Origin of the sequence: Microcoleus sp. Pol14D4, from assembly GCF_036701245.1 — a bacterium.
GTDB lineage: Bacteria > Cyanobacteriota > Cyanobacteriia > Cyanobacteriales > Microcoleaceae > Microcoleus.
In genome coordinates this window covers 59,457-77,379 of sequence record NZ_JAUBQM010000013.1, presented here as the reverse complement: position 1 = coordinate 77,379, position 17,923 = coordinate 59,457, and the positions used below count along the sequence as shown (strand labels likewise).

12 protein-coding genes are annotated in these 17,923 nt (G+C 47.8%); 4 read left to right on the top strand and 8 right to left on the bottom strand.

The window, feature by feature from the left end; translation table 11 throughout:
- Positions 1-89 precede the first annotated feature (89 nt).
- The 3 genes from QUA33_RS08025 to QUA33_RS08015 form a co-directional block, all read right to left on the bottom strand.
- The gene (locus tag QUA33_RS08025; RefSeq protein ID WP_333147901.1) at positions 90-1,298 is read right to left on the bottom strand and encodes an AAA family ATPase; all 1,209 of its coding nucleotides are present in this window, start codon (positions 1,296-1,298) and stop codon (positions 90-92) included.
- Between the two features lie 71 nt (positions 1,299-1,369).
- Positions 1,370-1,915 (bottom strand): RNA 2'-phosphotransferase, encoded by a 546-nt coding sequence (locus QUA33_RS08020; RefSeq protein ID WP_333147900.1) that lies wholly within the window; start codon positions 1,913-1,915, stop codon positions 1,370-1,372.
- A gap of 321 nt (positions 1,916-2,236) precedes the next feature.
- Positions 2,237-2,920 carry a methyltransferase domain-containing protein gene (locus QUA33_RS08015; RefSeq protein ID WP_333147897.1) on the bottom strand — a complete coding sequence of 228 codons (684 nt, stop codon included), beginning with the start codon at positions 2,918-2,920 and terminating at the stop codon, positions 2,237-2,239.
- Between the two features lie 676 nt (positions 2,921-3,596).
- Here QUA33_RS08015 and QUA33_RS08010 point away from each other — a divergent pair.
- From QUA33_RS08010 to QUA33_RS07995, 4 genes are all read left to right on the top strand, one after another.
- Positions 3,597-6,371: a diguanylate cyclase gene (locus tag QUA33_RS08010; RefSeq protein ID WP_333147895.1), complete on the top strand. Its 2,775-nt coding sequence runs from the start codon at positions 3,597-3,599 to the stop codon at positions 6,369-6,371.
- A 145-nt stretch (positions 6,372-6,516) separates the two neighbouring features.
- A complete protein-coding gene (locus QUA33_RS08005; protein ID WP_333147894.1) occupies positions 6,517-7,098 on the top strand; it encodes a Uma2 family endonuclease in 582 nt (193 codons plus the stop codon).
- Positions 7,099-7,215: 117 nt separating this feature from the next.
- Complete coding sequence (locus QUA33_RS08000; protein WP_333046142.1) at positions 7,216-7,509, top strand: hypothetical protein; 294 nt, start codon at positions 7,216-7,218, stop codon at positions 7,507-7,509.
- A gap of 53 nt (positions 7,510-7,562) precedes the next feature.
- Positions 7,563-8,198, top strand: coding sequence for a DUF6745 domain-containing protein (locus QUA33_RS07995; RefSeq protein ID WP_445243224.1), 636 nt, complete (start codon positions 7,563-7,565; stop codon positions 8,196-8,198).
- 598 nt (positions 8,199-8,796) lie between these two features.
- On the opposite strand, the gene QUA33_RS07990 is transcribed toward QUA33_RS07995, so the two are convergent.
- The 5 genes from QUA33_RS07990 to QUA33_RS07970 form a co-directional block, all read right to left on the bottom strand.
- Positions 8,797-9,642, bottom strand: a complete 846-nt coding sequence (locus QUA33_RS07990) for a nitrate ABC transporter ATP-binding protein (protein WP_333147892.1) — start codon at positions 9,640-9,642, stop codon at positions 8,797-8,799.
- A 160-nt stretch (positions 9,643-9,802) separates the two neighbouring features.
- Positions 9,803-11,803 (bottom strand): nitrate ABC transporter ATP-binding protein, encoded by a 2,001-nt coding sequence (locus QUA33_RS07985; protein WP_333098264.1) that lies wholly within the window; start codon positions 11,801-11,803, stop codon positions 9,803-9,805.
- A gap of 264 nt (positions 11,804-12,067) precedes the next feature.
- Positions 12,068-12,910: a nitrate ABC transporter permease gene (ntrB, locus tag QUA33_RS07980; RefSeq protein ID WP_333147890.1), complete on the bottom strand. Its 843-nt coding sequence runs from the start codon at positions 12,908-12,910 to the stop codon at positions 12,068-12,070.
- 79 nt (positions 12,911-12,989) lie between these two features.
- The gene (locus QUA33_RS07975; RefSeq protein WP_333147888.1) at positions 12,990-14,375 is read right to left on the bottom strand and encodes a CmpA/NrtA family ABC transporter substrate-binding protein; all 1,386 of its coding nucleotides are present in this window, start codon (positions 14,373-14,375) and stop codon (positions 12,990-12,992) included.
- A gap of 760 nt (positions 14,376-15,135) precedes the next feature.
- Positions 15,136-17,901 (bottom strand): HAD-IC family P-type ATPase, encoded by a 2,766-nt coding sequence (locus QUA33_RS07970; protein WP_333147886.1) that lies wholly within the window; start codon positions 17,899-17,901, stop codon positions 15,136-15,138.
- Positions 17,902-17,923: the final 22 nt, after the last annotated feature.

Genomic DNA, 17,923 nt, shown 5'->3' with positions numbered 1-17,923 from the left:
ATTCTTTAATTGAAAATCCCACATTGAACATGGTATGAGATCGTGTAGCTAGTGCGATCGCCAGATAGCTTGAGAATGCAAGAGAGCGCTCAAACAAATTTGTGCGTAAATTCACTGGTAAAATCCACTCTTCCTTTCCGCAACATTGCAGGATCCAATCTTTCAGTGGTGTTGCAAGTCATCAAAACTACGAGTTTTTGCTGAAATTGAATGCCGTGTTCGTCGATGACGCTTTGATACAAAGTTCCATCCAGCAAACTCAAAATATGTTCAGTTTTGTTAGTGCGTTGGGCCTCGGCAGTCGATCGATCTTGAGCCAAATTATCAGCCTCATTGATAATAATACAAATCCGCTCTAAATAACTCGGTGGCACAAAATTTTCCACAGCATCGTGGTCTAAGATAAAAATCACATAACCCAGCGGCACTAAAATTTCCTTTGCTACCGCTTGCGTCCAAGCAGTTTTTCCCGTCCCCGGTTCGCCACTAACCAAAACAGCCAACTGATTTTGATCTAAAATTGCCTGCTGAACTGTATCGGTAAAACTTTGAACTTCCGCAGAAAACGTGCGAATTGGGAACTGGCTGTGAACCTGTCCGACGCGGCTTTTGTACCCTCCCAGAATCACCGCTAAATTATAAGTTGCCTTGCTAACGAGCGGCGCAATATCTTGGCAAATTAGAGTGTAGCAGCGTCTTCCCCTGTCGTAGCTGTCTATTTGCAGCCAGCAGCCGAATCGAGCCCAAGAAGCATAAACAGTACCCAAAACTTCTAAGCGTTCCCAGCTAACAAACCGCTCCGGGGGATAAGAAAAATGTCGCTCCATAAAAAACTGGGTAATCGCATCCGGTTTTCCGAGCAAATCCAGAACTTTGAAAACAGTAATCTCTTGGAGTTTGTTGAGAACGTAGTCGATGGGAATACTAGCGCGGCTGACCAATTGCACCACAGGCGTTTCGGTAACTAAAACGTCTTTGTAGCGGTAATCCGGGTAAACTGGCTGCGGAGTAATGTAATCCCAAAACTCATCAATTTCGTAGCGAGTATTTTCGGAAAATACATTTAAAATATTTGCCCACCAAGTATATTGGTGTCGTCCCATTGCATCGGCAATGTCGCTAGCTGCGCCTAAAGTTTTTTGAGCTAGTTCTAAGGGATCGGTAGACGCTAAATGTACCAGGTGTTCCCAATCAAATTGACGGTAAAAAGGTCGCCAGCCAGAGCCTAGCAGACCTCTATTGGGAGAATTGTTTTGATGAAAATTGTTTTCGCGATCGCCCATGTTTTCCGCACTCATTTGGCAAAAATCCTACTTACTCTTATTTTACATTTTTTGTCGTACACCTTCTACAAAATACGGGAAAATCATCAAATTATTTTGAGATAAGTGGCTGGCACAAAATCTACTAACCAAACTTTGTTTTCCGAGCAGTAAAATGTATGGCCGTCACGTTGCATTGCTGCGGCATCTACAGTAAAGACTGCCGGGATGCCGTGTCTTGCACCTACTTGGCGCGCCGTCTGGATATTCACGGACAAATGAACGTGATGCCGCGACATTTTCCTAATTCCTTGACTGAGAATTGACTCGACGGCAGCGCTACCTGTTCCGTGATATAAAATATTTGGGGGAACAGCGGGTTCTAACTGTAAGTCAACCTCGATGCTGTGTCCTTGGTTGGCACGAATTAGAGTGCCTGCGGAGTTAAATGAAAAGCGCTGCTTGTCGTTTTGCGCGACTACTTCCTTGAGTTCTGCAAGCTGAACAGGAAAGTTATTTTTTTGGCACGCATCGAGGAGCTCGCTAACAGGAACCCAGCCACCTGGAGCCAGTTCGATGCCGATGCGCGAGGGCGCGTGACGCAGGTGTTTGCTGAGATATCGGCTGATTTTTACTAATCGAGAATCGTTCATAATTTTACTTGATTTATTTAGCTTTTAAATCACCTTTTACAAAATGTCAGTAGCGGGTTATATCGTTGATTGGAGGCAGGTTTATTGAATCTGTTTGCAATGCCGTAGGGCGCTTTAGGGAACCCGCATTTACAGGTTTTTGGGAAACGATTTTCGGATATAAAAATGGGATTTTGCGCGAATTATAGCGGTGATGTGCGCTCTTAAGCACCTAGAGAAGTAGGTTCTGCATCCGTGAATAAAAAAGTGTTAGTAGTGCCATTTTTGACGAGATTTATATTTTGATAATTATGAAAAACTTTGCCTTCTGCCGAATGCTTTCTACCTGGGTATAACTCCGCCAAAAATAGCAAAATTTAGATAGCGCCAGTGACATCCTGCGTCTGCAAAACCAGCTTCTGCAAGCCACTGTGTCTGCTCTTCCACAGAGGAGGGAATATCTTCTTCTCGATATTTTTTAAACCAGGCTGCATCATCTTCTCCGTTAGCTTTCATGTACTGCCGCCACAACTGTTCGTATTGCTCAGTCAGCCGGGGAGTAGCACCTGTCACAATATCTCGAATTAGCAAGATTCCCCCTGGATTAATCGAGTGGAAAATTTTGTGAAATAGCTGTTGTTTACCTGCGCTGTCGAGGTGGTGGATTGCCAAGCCTGAAACTACCAAATCGTAACCGCTACCGAAATCATCTTCTGTAAAGTTTCCTTGCTGCAAGGTCAGCCGTTCTCGGAAAGCGCACAAGTTTGTTTGGCAAATTTTCAGCATATTTTCGGCGATGTCAAAGGCTAGGACATTTGCTTGAGGAAATGCTGACAAAATCATTGCCGACAGTATGCCTGTCCCCGCGCCTAAATCCAGAACTTTTATGTTAGCATTAGTTTCAGAAGTGATTAACTGCAATATTACATCGTGTTGCTCGCCATAGCGCGGAATGAGGCGGGGAATTAAACCGTCATAATCAAAGGCTATTTGTTCAAATTGCTCGCGTACAGCGTCTAAATTCACAGAAAATTTTCCTCAAATTGTTAATAGTTGAGTGCGTCAATAGTGCGTCAATAGTGCGTCAATAGTGCGTCAATAGTGCGTCAATAGTGCGTCAATAGTGCGTCAATGCAGTTGGGCGGTTCTCTTATATCACTGTATATTACATTTATAATACAAACAATCTACAGACCTGTCAAGATGTAGAATAAAATAATTTAAAAGAAGTTACGGACGATCGCCAGATAGGGACTTAGCGTACCCCAAGCCGCCCCTGATTTGGGAAGTTTCTAGCCCTGCACATATTGTCTTTCTGTGCAGGTGAGACAGAATGCCACAGACCCAAAAGCCAGCCGAATACGAGACTTTGTGCCAGCTACCGGGAGTAATTGTGAGACAAAAGTTGACGCTTATGATACCCGTTTCAAACAATAATGCAACTTTAGGTGCGTGCTCCCTACCCTAAATTTGTTAGTAATTTCACATAGTAATATATAAAATATAAAATATAAAAGGGAATTAGCAAGGAGCCGACGATCGGCTAGATATGAAAAAATCAGTCCTCAGATTGACAAACTTTAGCCAACTATAAACAAAAATTGAGTTGACTCCCGAGTGGATGTGGTAACTGCCAATTTTTCCGGAAGATAAAGAGATACAAAGTATTGCACCCGCAGGCGCGGGAAAGAAAATTGTGATAATGAATCAGGATGCAAGTAGATTAGGTGTCAGCCGTCAGGGGAAGATAGAAACAATGGAAATCCAACAACGGAGTAAGGATAAGCCCGATCGCCAGCAACAAAAAGCGTCCGATCGGCTCGATCAATTTTCTACGACAAAAGAAGTAGATGCGTCGCTACAAGAATGTTTAGATTTTAAAATAGCGATCGACCGATCGGCAATTGCGATGAGGACTGACGCGCGAGGAATTATCAACTACGTCAGCGATCGACTTTGCTGCATCTCCAACTATTCCCGCGCTGAACTAATCGGCAGCCACTTTGGCATCCTCCATTCGGAATATAAATCTTCGAGATCGATCAAAAATTTGCTGTCAACGGTTGCCAAAGGTGAAGTTTGGCAAGGAGACATTCAGAATAAAGCTAAGAATGGAACTGATTATTGGGTGTACGCAGCAGTAGTTCCACTGTTGGAGGGCAAGGGAAAACCCTGTCAGTATTTGGCGATCGGATTCGACATCACCGCTCGCAAAGCCGTTGAAGCCGCCCAAGCCGAAGCCAACCGGGCAAAAGACGAATTTCTGGCGATCGCCTCCCACGAACTGCGATCGCCCCTGAGCGCGATTTTGGGATGGGCGCAGCTAGCCCGATCGCGCAATTTAAACGAAGCCACCACCAGGCGCGCTTTGGAAATCATCGAGCGCAACGCCAAATTACAAAACCGACAAATAGACAATCTCCTCGACCTCTCGCGCTTGCTGCGAGGGAAAGTGTGCCTCAACATCGGCCAAGTTCACCTCCCGTCTATCATAGAATCGGCGATCGACACTCTGCGTCCCGCCGCCGATGCCAAAAACCTCCGCTTAGAAACACATTTCGACCCCGCGGTCACCTACGTTTTGGCAGATGGAGAACGATTGCAGCAAGTAGTCTGGAACCTCCTTGCAAACGCCATAAAATTCACCCCAGAATCGACACCATACCCAGTGCAAGTGTGGATCGAGCCTAGTCAGTCAGGGGTCTTGATTCGGGTCAGCGACAGCGGTTGCGGCATCGACCCCAAATTTCTGCCACACATCTTTGACTACTTCCGCCCTGCAGACAGCTTCCAGAATAAGGAACAAAATCGGCTGGGGCTGGGGCTGTCAATTGTGCGGCAGTTGGTGGAACTGCACGGGGGAACTGTTTGGGCTTCGAGTCCCGGCCTCGGTCAGGGGGCAACCTTTGGGGTGCTGCTACCGAGCGCCAACAAAAATGCACCCGACGATCGCACTGCTGCGATCGCCCAAAGGGAAAGCAGACCCGGATCGGTTTCCAGACCCCTAGCGGGAAAACAAGTCCTGGTGGTCGAAAGCAGCGCCGAGATCCGCCAATTTCTCAAAACTGGCCTCGAAGCATTTGGAGCCAAGGTAACAGCGGTGGGTAGCGCCTGCGAAGCGATGGCGGAGTTGCAACAGTCGCGACCCGACGTGTTGGTGAGCGATATGACGGTATCGGGAGCCGACGGCTGCGATTTGATCCGCCGCATCAGAGCAATGGAAATGTCCGAACACAGGCAACTGCTGCCGGCAGTGGCGCTGACGGGAGGCATCGAGGAAGAAGATTCGGCATCGGCGCTGGAGGCAGGGTTTCAGAGGCATTTGTCGAAGCCGGTGGAAGCGAATCAGTTGGTGAGCGCGATCGCCCAATTGGCTGGACTGACTGGATTCGGCTCCGGAGAGTGGGGATCGGGAAATATTCGGGCAACCACACCCCATGCCCTGCTACCGGAACCTAACAGTTTGGACGACAAAAATTATCTGGAACAATTAACAAGTGACAGCAGAGAATTACCGCTGTTGCTGGTAGTAGAAGATAACAATTTTCTGCTGGCTTACCTCCAAACTTTATTAACTCCGTACTATCGAGTCGCCGTGGCGAGGGACGGGGTTGAAGGTTTAGAAAAAGCCAAAAGTTTGCAGCCAAATTTGATTGTTAGCGACCAAATCATGCCCAGACAAAACGGACTGGATTTGCTCAAGGAGATTCGGAACACGCCAGAATTGAAATCCACTCCGGTAATATTTTTGACAGCGCGATCGGGGATGGAAGCTCGAATCGAAAGTTTGGATGCGGGTGCTGACGATTATATTTCAAAGCCTTTTGACGAGAGGGAATTGCTCGCTAGGGTGAGAAATTTGTTGAGATCGCACTCAGCCGAACAGCAGTTGGCGGAGCTCAACCGTCAGTTGCAGCAGCAGAAACAGCAGTTAGAAACAGTGAATCGAGCCTTGCAGTATTTGGCAAATTACGACAGTTTGACTGAGGTAAGAAACCGCCACTCTTTTAATGAATACCTCGATACGGAATGGCGGCGTTTGGCAAGGGAAGAAGCACCGCTGTCTTTGATTATGTGCGACATTGATTATTTCAAACTTTACAACGACACTTACGGTCACCAAGCGGGGGATGAATGTTTGCGGCAAGTGGCGGCAGTGATCCAGCATTCGGTCAAGCGAGCGGCAGATTTAGTAGCCCGTTACGGTGGAGAAGAATTTGTAGTAGTTTTGCCGAATACGGATATTGAAGGTGCCACTTGCGTAGCTGAAATGATCGCACAACAGGTGCGGGGTTTGCACATAGCTCACGCTAAGTCTGCTGTCAGCGAATACGTGACGCTGAGTTTGGGTGTAGCTTGCTGCATTCCGGCGCCGATGTCGCATCCGGGGGCGCTAATTGCGATCGCCGATGAGTCGCTTTATCGGGCGAAAGAAGCAGGGCGCGATCGAGTTTCGGTTGCCGCATTTGAAGGATAATATAATAGTTAAATAAAATTGTATGGTGTGTCAGAGAGCGCTAGTTTCGATTTAAACAGGTTTTTTGGTCGGACGCACCATACAAATGTGCTTGCAAAATTGTGCGAATTAAAATTGCTATAAAATAGTTAAATGAGGTCGTGCCATGACAGCAACATTAGACAAACAAAAAGACCAGCGCCTAATTGATTCCGGGATTGATTGGGAACAATTCAAGCTAATCGAGCAGGGGTTTTCTGATTCCCCCGGTATCAGACTTTTTTATTTCAAAGGTGAGGTAGAAATCTTAGCAGTTTCGCAAGAACATGAATCTTTCAGCAGGACGATCGCAGGTTTGCTGATAGACTACTTTGTTGAAAAAGACATTGAGTTTAACCCGTTGGGTAGCTTTACCCAAGAGAAGGAACAGGAAGTCTCAGTACAAGCTGATGAATCTTTTTTAATTGGCAAGTCAACAGGTATTACCCCCGATGTTGCCATCAAAGTAGTGTTTAGCAGTGGGGAAGAAAGCAAATTGAATCGCTACCAAGCCTTGGGAGTACCCGAAGTTTGCTTTTGGGAGGATGGAGTATTTAGCCTGTATCATTTGCGATCGCACGGATATGAAAAAATTGACCAAAGCGAAGTTCTGCCCGGTTTAGACATCAACCTACTGTCTCGCTGCTTGCTGATAGCTTCTAGGGTTGAAGCAGTTAAGGAGTTTCGGCGCGGTATTACTCCGGTATAGAGAAAAAGTGGAATTTGGTTTGTGGTTCTTGACAGCCGTGTATTACAAATGTAGTATAAAATTGCGGTAGAAAAGCTCGATCGACCGACACCAGCAAACAAAATTTAGAAAAAACCTATGCAACCCATCCGACAAGGCGACGTAATTCTCACTCCCGTACAGCAAATCGAAGGAGAAAAAAAACCTCACCTAACTCTCGCCGAAGGTGAAGTCACCGGACATTCTCACCAGATTATTGAGGGACAAGCTGAACTCTACGAAAAAGACGGCACTCTGTACTTGCGGGTGCTTTCACCGACAGCTTTATTGAGTCACGAAGAACACCATGCGATCGCAATTCCCGAAGGTAATTGGATGGTGCGAATTCAGCGCGAATATGAACCGCAAGGTTGGAGGTATGTCGCAGACTAAGGTTAAAAAACTAACGCCTGAACAAGCTGCGGAAACAATTAAATCGGCTTAAAGTGCGATCGGCAAAAAAGCACCGAAAATCATTTGGCAGTCTGTTGGATTTTTGGATTTCGGTTTTTAATTTCACTCATTCCTACGGCAGAAATTGGAGTGTTTTTAAATCTATTGTGCAGGATTGCGGCTGGATTTATCCCTCTGAAAAAGTTTGCATTATCTGCGAAAAGCCGATCGCACTTTCTGCAGACAGCAACCACCGCTTGCACGCCGAAGGAACACCAGCGGTACAATTTGCCGACGGTGTTTCGATTTACGCCTATCACGGCGTGATTTTGCCGGAATGGTACGGCAGGCTGCACCCGGATCAGTGGCAGTCTAAATGGTTGTTGAAGGAACAGAATGCAGAAGTTCGGCGCGCGTTAATTCAGGGAATTACTTACGAGCGCATTTGTCAAGAATTAGCGGTGACAGAATTAGATAGTTGGCAGAAATACACTCTATTAAGCATCGAGTTTGACGATGATTTTGATGACGAGGGTAATGCAAAGCCAGTTTATTTGTTAAAAATGACTTGTCCAAGTACGGGACACATTCACGCTTTGCGAGTGCCGCCCGATCTAGAATCAGCTCAAGAAGCAATTCGCTGGGTAAATTGGGATATTGACCCAAAGGAGTTTTCCGTGCCAACCTGAGTAATACAAATTTAAAAAAGTGTTGCTACAATCATTAGTCTTATACCAATTGTTAAAAGTCACAGAACCCCGCCCCGGACTTAGGCTAAACCGTTTCCACAGCCGATATCTGTACCTCAGTCAACTGAAAACCGCTATATTGACAAAAGCCTTAATCCATGAAACACCGATAAGCATTCCTGCAGTGTGCCAGTTCCCAGGGTGGAATGCACCAACCACCGATCGCCCAAAAACAGTTAATAACATGAAGAAGAAGCCCACCCTCGATCGAAGGTGGGCTCAGTTCATGCCAGCTTACCGACAGCTAGGCAATCGGGTCTCTTCGCTGGTAGACGTAAAATATCGGAAAAAGATCCGAACGTCCGAAAAAACTTATCGCCCACCATTAAGCTTCAGTTTACCCAACCGGATCGGGAAAATTGCGCCCCTAGCGATGTTCCCCTGAAACCGGGGAACACTGGGGCTTCAACTTTTCAATAGACTTCTGCAAAAAAGCTCGTCTTGGGTCGGCAGGATGCCCAAAGCCTACTCCGCACAAGAATTAAAATTTTTCGAGAAGTCTCATAATTCTCCTCTTTAACTTTGATTTGCCAACCGATTAAGCATCGTGATCGTGTGCAAAACGACGGAACAGGAAATCTAGGGCGTAGTTCCGCAAATTGTAGTATTCCGGATCTTCCATCATTTGAACCCGATCGCGCGGACGCGGGAAAGGAATCTCCAAAACTTCGCCAATTGTCGCCGACGGGCCGTTAGTCATCATCACCAGTCGATCGGCCAAAAACAGCGCTTCATCAATATCGTGAGTAATCATCAACACCGTACAGCGGTGATCGTTCCAGATTTTCAGCAACTCTTCCTGCAATTCCTCCTTAGTAATTGCGTCCAGAGCACCAAAAGGTTCGTCTAAAATCAGCACTTTCGGGCGAATTGCCAAAGCGCGGGCAATAGAAACCCGCTGCTTCATCCCCCCTGAAATTTGTGGCGGTCTTTTCTGGGCAGCTTCTGTCAATCCCACCATCGCCAAATGCTCATTGACGATCGCATTTTTTTCTACTTTCGACTTATTCGGAAATACAGCATTAACCGCCAGATAAACATTTTCAAACACCGTCCGCCAAGGCAGCAAAGCGTAACCCTGAAACACCACCATGCGATCGGGGCCCGGCTTCGTAATGCGCTCTCCATTAATTGACACGGTGCCCTGGCTCGGATGGCTAAAACCCGACACCATATTTAACAGTGTTGATTTGCCGCAGCCCGAGTGTCCGATCAGAGCAATAAACTCTCCCTCAGCTACATTCAGATTGACGTTTTCTAAAGCCCTGTAACCGTTTGGATATACTTTATAAACATTGTCCATCACCAAAAAAGGTTGGCGGCGGCTTTTTCCCCGCTGGATTTGAGTTTTGGTGTTCGTCTGGTTTTTAGTGGTGTTGAGCATGGGTTTAGGAAATTGTGAGTGGGTGATTCGCAAAGAAAGAAGGAAGAGGCAAGAGGGAAGAAGGAAGAGGCAATTACTAACTAGCAATTAGAAGTTAACAACTAACAACTAACAACTAACAATTAGCAATTACCCTGTTTTTATCGAACTAAAAACCGCTCTAAGCAGCTCTGCGGCCGGAATCGAGTACAACTTCCGCCATCGTGAAATCGCGTTTAATCGCCAGATTGTTGAGATAGCCGATCGGATCGTCAGCATTAAACACCGAGCCGTCAAACAAGCTGAGAGAACCGCGAGTGTAAGTAATATCAGCCATCCCCAGCTCTCGGGCCGCCGTGCTGAACGCACCGACTCGCACCACCCGTTCCAGAATTTCCACCCAGTTGCGCGGGAACACAGTATCGCCCCAGCGCGCCATCTGTACCATGTGCCACAGTTGTTCGGTGCGGCTCGGGCGATTCACCCCCTCTCCAGAAAACAAGTGGTGGGCGTATTCCCGCATCGGAGTATCAAGGTTGCAAGCAACAGATTTCGGGTCGCCGAGTTGGATGTAACTCTTGTCGGTGGCGACGTACTCCCTTCCCGCGACAATTTCCGAAACCTCGGCGGCGTGATTTGGATCGGCGCAGTAGTGACAAGCTTCCAGCAAAGCTTTGACTAGAGCAATGTGAGTGTTGGGATAAGCATTTGCCCAGTCTTCCCGCACCCCCAAAATTTTCCCGGGGTGTCCGGGCCACAGTTCCAAATCTGTCGCCACCGTAAAGCCGACTCCTTCCATCGAGGCCCGCAAGTTCCAAGGTTCGCCGACGCAGAAACCGTCAATAGTGCCGCCCTGCAAGTCAACGATCATTTGAGCCGGTGGGATATTTTTCAGCAACACATCGCGATCCGGGTCAATGCCGCCGGAAGCCAACCAGTAACGCAGCAACAGGTTGTGCATCGAAGACGGGTGAACGATTCCCATACGGTGCGTTTGCGCGGGCGTTCTCTGGAGCATTTTTTTAAAGTCTGCCAGAGTGTAGATTCCTTGGTCGTAAAAGCGCCTCGCGAGGGTAATTCCGTTGCCGTTGCGGCTCATGGTGAGGGCTGTAACCGTCGGAATCGGCTTTTCTTGGTGGCCCCCCAAGCTCAACCACACCGCCATTCCAGAGGGCATTTGAGCTGCGTCTAAGTAACCTGCAGCGATGCCGTCTACAATGCCGCGCCAGCTTGTTTCCCGCACGAGGTGGACTTCATCGAGCCCGTGTTTGGCAAAAAAGCCTTTTTCTTTGGCGACAGCGAGGGGAGCACAGGCTGCCAGCGGAATAAAGCCGAGTTCGAGGTTGACTTTTTCCAGGCCGTGGCGGGCGATCGCGGGTACTTTCCGCGCCCGCAGTTTTTTGACGCGCTTCTGCTGGTTGAGGAAGTAAATCATTTCGCTGCGTAGAGCGTAGTAGCTGGGGTGTGAGACTACTTCCATCCGTTTGCGGGGGCGGGGGATGTCTACTTCGAGAATGCCGCCAATCTTCGATTCTGGGCCGTTGGTGAGCATGACGATGCGATCGCTCAGCAACACCGCCTCATCCACATCGTGCGTTACCATCAGGGCGCTGATTTCGTACTCTTGGCAAATTTCCATCAACTTTTCTTGCAAGTTGCCGCGAGTCAAAGCATCCAAAGCGCCGAAGGGTTCGTCTAAGAGTAACAGTTTGGGCCGCAGGGCCAGAGCACGGGCGATCGCCACGCGCTGTTTTTGTCCGCCCGACAGCAGTGCGGGTTGCTTCTCGGCGTGGGGAGTCAAGCCCACCATGTCGATGTGTTTTTGAACGATTTCGAGGCGTTCGGCCTTGGGTAAGCCGCTCATCACCGAGTCTACGGCTAGGGTAATGTTTTCTCTGACCGTCCGCCAAGGTAGCAGGGAATAGTTTTGGAATACTACCATGCGATCGGGGCCTGGCTGGGTGATTCTTTGTCCTTCTATTGTCACCAATCCTTCTGTCGGCAGATCCAAACCTGCCACCATATTTAGTAGCGTAGATTTACCGCAGCCTGAGTGTCCTATCAAGGAGATAAATTCTCCTTTTTTAATTTCTAAGTCGATGCCTTTGAGGGCTATGTATGTGCCGCCGTCTGTTAAATTAAATACTTTTCCGACTTGTTCTACTGCAATCAAAACAGACATGATTTTCTTGCCTTTTTTGTAGGTTTGTTATTTCGCTAGATATTGATTGTTGACTGTTGACTGTTCGCTGTGGATTGTTAGCTGTTAATATATAACAGCTAATAGTTAATACATTCCTGGATGCCTAAAACTGGTCTTTAAACTAACCAAAATACTTTGTTTAATCCCTCAACAATAGTTGAAAAAACAGGTTTCTGAGCCTCGGAGGTCGTACTTCCTGTAACAGTCAACCGTCAACCGCCAACCGTTAAACCATAGAATTAGCTACTTTCCTTGAGGGGGGGCTATTTTTTGCTGCAACCAAGCCATCATGCGATCGAGCAACAAACCAACAGCCCCAATGTAGAACACCGCTAACAGAATTTCGCTGATGTAGTTTTGCTGGTAAGCATTCCAAATAAAGAAGCCGATACCCGTAATTCCCGACATCACGATTTCCGCAGCAATAATCGCCAGCCAAGCCAAACCGATCGCAATTCTCAATCCTGTGAAGATATAAGGAAGCGCCGACGGAAACAAGATATTCATGTAATATTCCTGACGAGAAAGCTGCAGCACTTTCGCAACGTTGTTGTAATCGTCGGGAATTTGGCGAACACCTTCAGCCGTGTTGATTAAAATGGGCCAAACTGAAGTGATAAAAATCACGAACAAAGCAGCAGGTTCGTTTTGTTGCAGTGCAGCCAGGGCAATGGGCACCCAAGCCAAAGGGGCCACCATCCGCAAAAACTGAAAAAGGGGATCTAAAGCGCGGTTTAGAAAAGGATTTGTACCTACCAAAACACCCGTACCAATTCCCACAACGGCCGCGAGAGTGTAGCCTTTTGCCACCCGTTCCAAACTCGCCAAAGTCTGCCAAAATAAGCCAATTCCGTAGGTTTTGGAGTTCATGAAAGGATACAGCAACAAAATCCGCGTCCGTTCGTCAGTCCAAATGCTGATCGGCCCTGGCAGTTTGATCAGTCCCGTACTTGACAAGAATTGCCAAACCAACAGAAACCCCAAAACTCCTAAAATTGGCGGCAAGATATTTGGGGAATTCTTCTTCCAAAACTCGCCAAAAGCTCCTTGTGCATTGCCGCCTCTCCGACTTGTACTTACAGCCATGCTGCTAATCTCCTATGTCTGGTGCTGTGTATTTTCGAGACTAAATTTCGAGACTAAATTATGGGAAGCTAAGACTCCATCACACTTTTTTAATTGCCAAACTCTTGAGATAAGCTTCTGGCTTTTCCGGATTAAATTCTGTACCGTCAAAGAACTTCTCAACGCCCCGAGACGTACTTTTCGGAATGTCAGCATCAGCAACTCCGGCTAATTTTGCTGCGGCTTTCCACAAATCTTCGCGGTTGACTTTATCGATAATTTCCTTAGAATCTGCCAAGGTTTTTGCTGGCAGGAAACCCCAGCGCACGCTTTCGGTTAAGAACCACAAATCGTGACTCTTATAAGGATAGGAAACGTTGCCGAGATCGTCTTTCCAGTACAGCGGACTCATCTTGAAATCGTCAATCTCTGGTTGACCGTCACCCATCATGTACTTGCCTTGGTAGGGAGGTGTCAAAACTGCCGGAGGTACGTCAAAGTAGTTTCTGCCAGAAGTAATGGCAACTAATTCGGGGCGATTTTCTGGTTTGTCGCACCACTGCTGGGCTTCGATCAGTCCTGCTAGCAGGGCTTCGGTGGCTTTCGGGTGTTTGTCTACCCAGTCGCCACGAATAGCGAGATATTCCTCTGGGTGATCTTTCCAGATTTGGCCCGTGAGGGCGGACATAAAGCCGATGTCCTCTGTGACGATCCGCAGGGGCCAGGGGTCGCCGGTACTGAAACCGTCCATGCTGCCGGTTTTCATGTTGGCTACGGTTTGCGCTGACGGTACTGTTAGCAACTCGGCTTCTGTGTCGGGATCGATGCCGTTAGCTGCTAGCCAGTAGCGAATCCACAAGTCTTGATTGGCTTTGGGGAAGGTGTAGGCTGCTTTGAAGGGCGTGCCTGCTTGTTTGAGGCCTTTGATGTAGTCTTGGGCTGCTTGATCTAGTTTGAGCCCTATGCCTTTGCCTTTGTGTTTTCCGGCGATCGCAATTCCATTTCCCTGAGTGTTCAACTGGGCTAGAACATACATCGGGATTTGGACGCTATTTTTGGTAATCAACCCTTTACTAATTTGATAAGGCATGGGCATTTGCCACTGGCCGCCATCTATGCCGCCGCCTGCCGATCCGATTTCTAGGTTATCTCTGGCAGAACCCCAGTTGGCTTGCTTGGCAATCGTGACTTCAGTCATGCCGTATTTGGCAAAAAAGCCTTTTTCTTGGGCAATGATTAAAGGTGCTGCTTCGACGATCGGGATATATCCCAATGTGATTTTAGTGCTTTCAATTCCTTCGACTCTTTTCTCGTTGGCAACAGCCACTACTGAGGTAGCTGCGGGTGTCGCGCCGTCAGCACCGGCAGTTGCACCGGGTTCTGGGGGATTTCCCAAACAACCTTTGAGCAGTATTGAACCCAGGGCAGATGCACCTGCTGTGACGATAAATTTGCGTCTGGAAAATTGATCGGAAAATCTTGTCATAGTCTAGCCTCGCTGCAATTCATAATCTTCTGTAACGACATCACTGAAGTTTATCAATGCGCTTTTTTTCAGTTCGCTAATTGGGTTGAGCGAACTGTTTTGAGCGCAAGTTGGCAGGAGGGAGCAAAAGATTTATCGCTAGCATAAGTCTTTAAACTATCCCTGCTGATTTGACTTTTTTGATTAATATCGATATCTCGAGCTGCCGAGTTGTGTGAACTCACTTTTTGCGAGCCGCACGTTTCCTTGGCTTCGTTATTAGCTTACCGTACTCTTGCGGAAATTATAAAACAATTATTAAATTTGATTGATAAGTAAATCTTTTAGCAGTCCGCTATCGCTCAGGAGCAGTTTGGAAGAGCGATCGGGTTGGCTTATCAAAACTGTTTCTAATCAAGACTGGCGGGCTAAAGGTTGTAGCGAATGGCGATCGGGGGCAATTCAAATCTATTGTCAATAAGCGGCAAATATCGCCCCCGGTGCACATTTACTTTGTTAATATGTCTCTATTTTTTTAATGCTTAATTGTAGTTGATTATACAGAAATATTTCATTTTATACTATCTTGCTGTTTGAAAAGGGTTAACAGGTTTTCAGTGGTGGACTAAAATAGGCGCTTAATCGTAAGTAATTTAACGGATAGGATATGACGCGGGCTTTCAGGTTCGATTTCTGTAAAACAGAGAAACCCGGTTTCTTGAAGAAACCGGGTTTCTGAACACCCGAAATTACTAATCGATCGCAGTACCTACAAATTCGATTAGTTGGGCGGGTCAAAGCGGTTGACCCAGAGAGCAACACCGATCATCGGTAGCGCGACTCCGAAACAAATCAGCCACTGATCCAGATTCATCGGAGCCGTCTCAAATATGCGATTGACAAACGGAGAATTAGCAAAGATGATCTGCAAAATCACCGCCAGGACAATTCCCACACCGAGGGCGGGAGCGCCGCTAACTTCTTCCTTAGAACCGCTAAACTTAGCAATCAAAGAAGGCAACAACTGGCTGAGACTCAACAGGTAAAAAATTCTCCCCATTACCAAAGCTTGAATCGCCATCGTGCGGGCTAGTGCCAAAGTTCCCCAATCCGCTTGGCGCACCCATTCAAACATTCCGAAAATCAGAGTCCAGTTGTAAAGAGAAATCGCGATGATCCGCTTGATCCGATTTCCGGTGAGGAAAGGTTCGTTTACCGGTCGGGGCTGCTGTTTCATGACTCCCGCTGACTTGGGCTCGAAAGCCAGAGGCACAGTCATGGTGATCGAGTTGAGCATATTCAGCCAGAGAATTTGTAGCGACAAAATCGGCAATTCTCGACCGAGGAGGGTGCTGAGCAATATTGTCATCGATTCTCCGCCGTTGACTGGGAGAATGAAGCTGATTGCTTTGAGCAGATTTTTGTAAACAGATCGCCCTTCTTCAACAGCAGATTCGATCGACGCAAAGTTATCATCGGTAAGAATCATGTCGGCGGCTTCCTTAGACACCTCAGTACCGCTGCCCATCGCAATGCCGATATCCGCTTGTTTCAGGGCCGGCGCGTCGTTAACGCCGTCTCCCGTCATCGCCACGATTTCGCCTTTTTGCTGCAAAGCTTCTACAAGGCGGAGTTTTTGTTCTGGGGCGACGCGGGCAAAAACTGAGCCGGCTTCTACGGCTTCGCCGAGTTCCTGCTTGCTCATGGAGGCGAGCTCGGCGCCGGTGTAGGCTACAAGTTCCCTGTGGTGTTTAGTTTTGCGGAATCCCATGCGGCGGGCGATCGCCTTGGCTGTAGCGATGTGGTCGCCGGTAATCATTTTGACTTGGATGCCGGCGGTTTGACAAGCTTGGACGGCTGCGATCGCTTCTGCCCGTGGCGGGTCAATCATGCCTTGCAGTCCCAAGAAAATCAGCCCTGACTCCAAATCCGAGTGATCGACGGAATTTTGGCTTTGGGGTACTGACTTTTTCGCCAAAGCCAAGACGCGCAAGCCTTGCTTTGCCATTTCATCCACTTGGTGGTGAATTTGTGCGCGATCGACTTCTACCGGATTTCCTTGGGTGTCGAGACTGGAACCGCAGCGGCCGAGAATTGATTCTACGGAACCTTTGACGTACAAAATTTTGCCAGTGGGAGTTCGGTGCAGCGTCGCCATGTATTGAAACTGAGATTCAAAGGGAATTGAATCCAGCCGCTGCATTGACTTGGACAAAATTTGCTGGCTCAAATCAGCTTTTTTGCCTGCAGCAATTAACGCTCCTTCTGTCGGATCTCCGACGACAATCCAATCATCATCTTTAAATTCCAGGTGAGAGTCGTTGCAAAGGAGTCCAGCTTGCAAACATTCTTGCAAAGTTGGAGTTTGGCTGACAGTAATTGGCAGTTGGTTGAGTTGAATTTCACCTTCGGGGCTGTATCCCGTACCCGTAACCGAGTAGGATTCGCCGCCAGAATAGATTTCTTGCACCGTCATTTGGTTTTCCGTCAAGGTTCCGGTTTTGTCGGAACAGATGACTGTAGCGCCGCCGAGGGTTTCCACTGCGGGCAATTTGCGGACGATCGCGTGGCGATTTGCCATCCGGGAAACGCCTACGGCTAGGGTGACGGTAATGACGGCGGGTAAGCCTTCGGGAATTGCGCCGACAATCAGGGCGACAGCGGGTTCGACTGCTTCTTTAAAGGCTGAAATCCCCGCAGGGACTGGCCGTCCCAATCTGACGGCGAAGGTCAAGGTCGCCATTCCCAACACGAATAACAGCCAGTTTTGACTGAATTGGTTGAATTTGCGGGTTAAGGGGGTGGTGAGGTCGATGTGGCGATCTAATAGTTGGGAGATTTTGCCGGTTTCGGTTTTATTGGCGATCGCAATTACGATGCCGCTAGCTTGGCCAAAAGTGACAAAACTGCCGCCATAGGCCATGTTATCCCGTTCTGCTAGCGGCGTTTCTTTTGGCAGAACTATGTCTCCAGACTGTCCTAATTCTTTTTCGACCGCAACAGATTCCCCGGTGAGTCCCGATTCGTCGATTTGCAAGTCGCGGACTTTCACTAAGCGCAAGTCTGCCGGTACTTTGTCGCCGGAAGTCAGGATTACTAAGTCACCGACTACGAGTTCTTTGGAGGGAATTCTTAATTTTTTGCCACCCCGAATGACTGTGGCTTCGGTGGTGACAGCTTGGGCTAGGGCTTCAATTTTTTTCTCGGCTCCAGCTTCTTGGATGAAACTAATAGTAGCGTTGGTGGTTGTTACGCCCCAAATTACGCTAGCGTTTAGCCATTCTCCAATCACTGCTTTGATTAAACCTGCACTCAGCAAGATGATCAGGAGGGGTTGGTTAAATTGCAGGATGAATTTTAACCAGGCTGGTTTCCCTGCTTTAACCGTTAGTTCGTTGGGCCCGAATTTCTGTTGGCGATGGTTGGCTTCTGTCGGTTCTAAACCGCTTTCCAGGTTGGTTTCTAAGATAGTTGCAACCTTGGATATTTCTAGGTAGTGCCAATATTGCTCTGCTACGTCTACATCGTTGGCGGATCTTGATGGCATGATTCTTCCTGAATATTTGGGG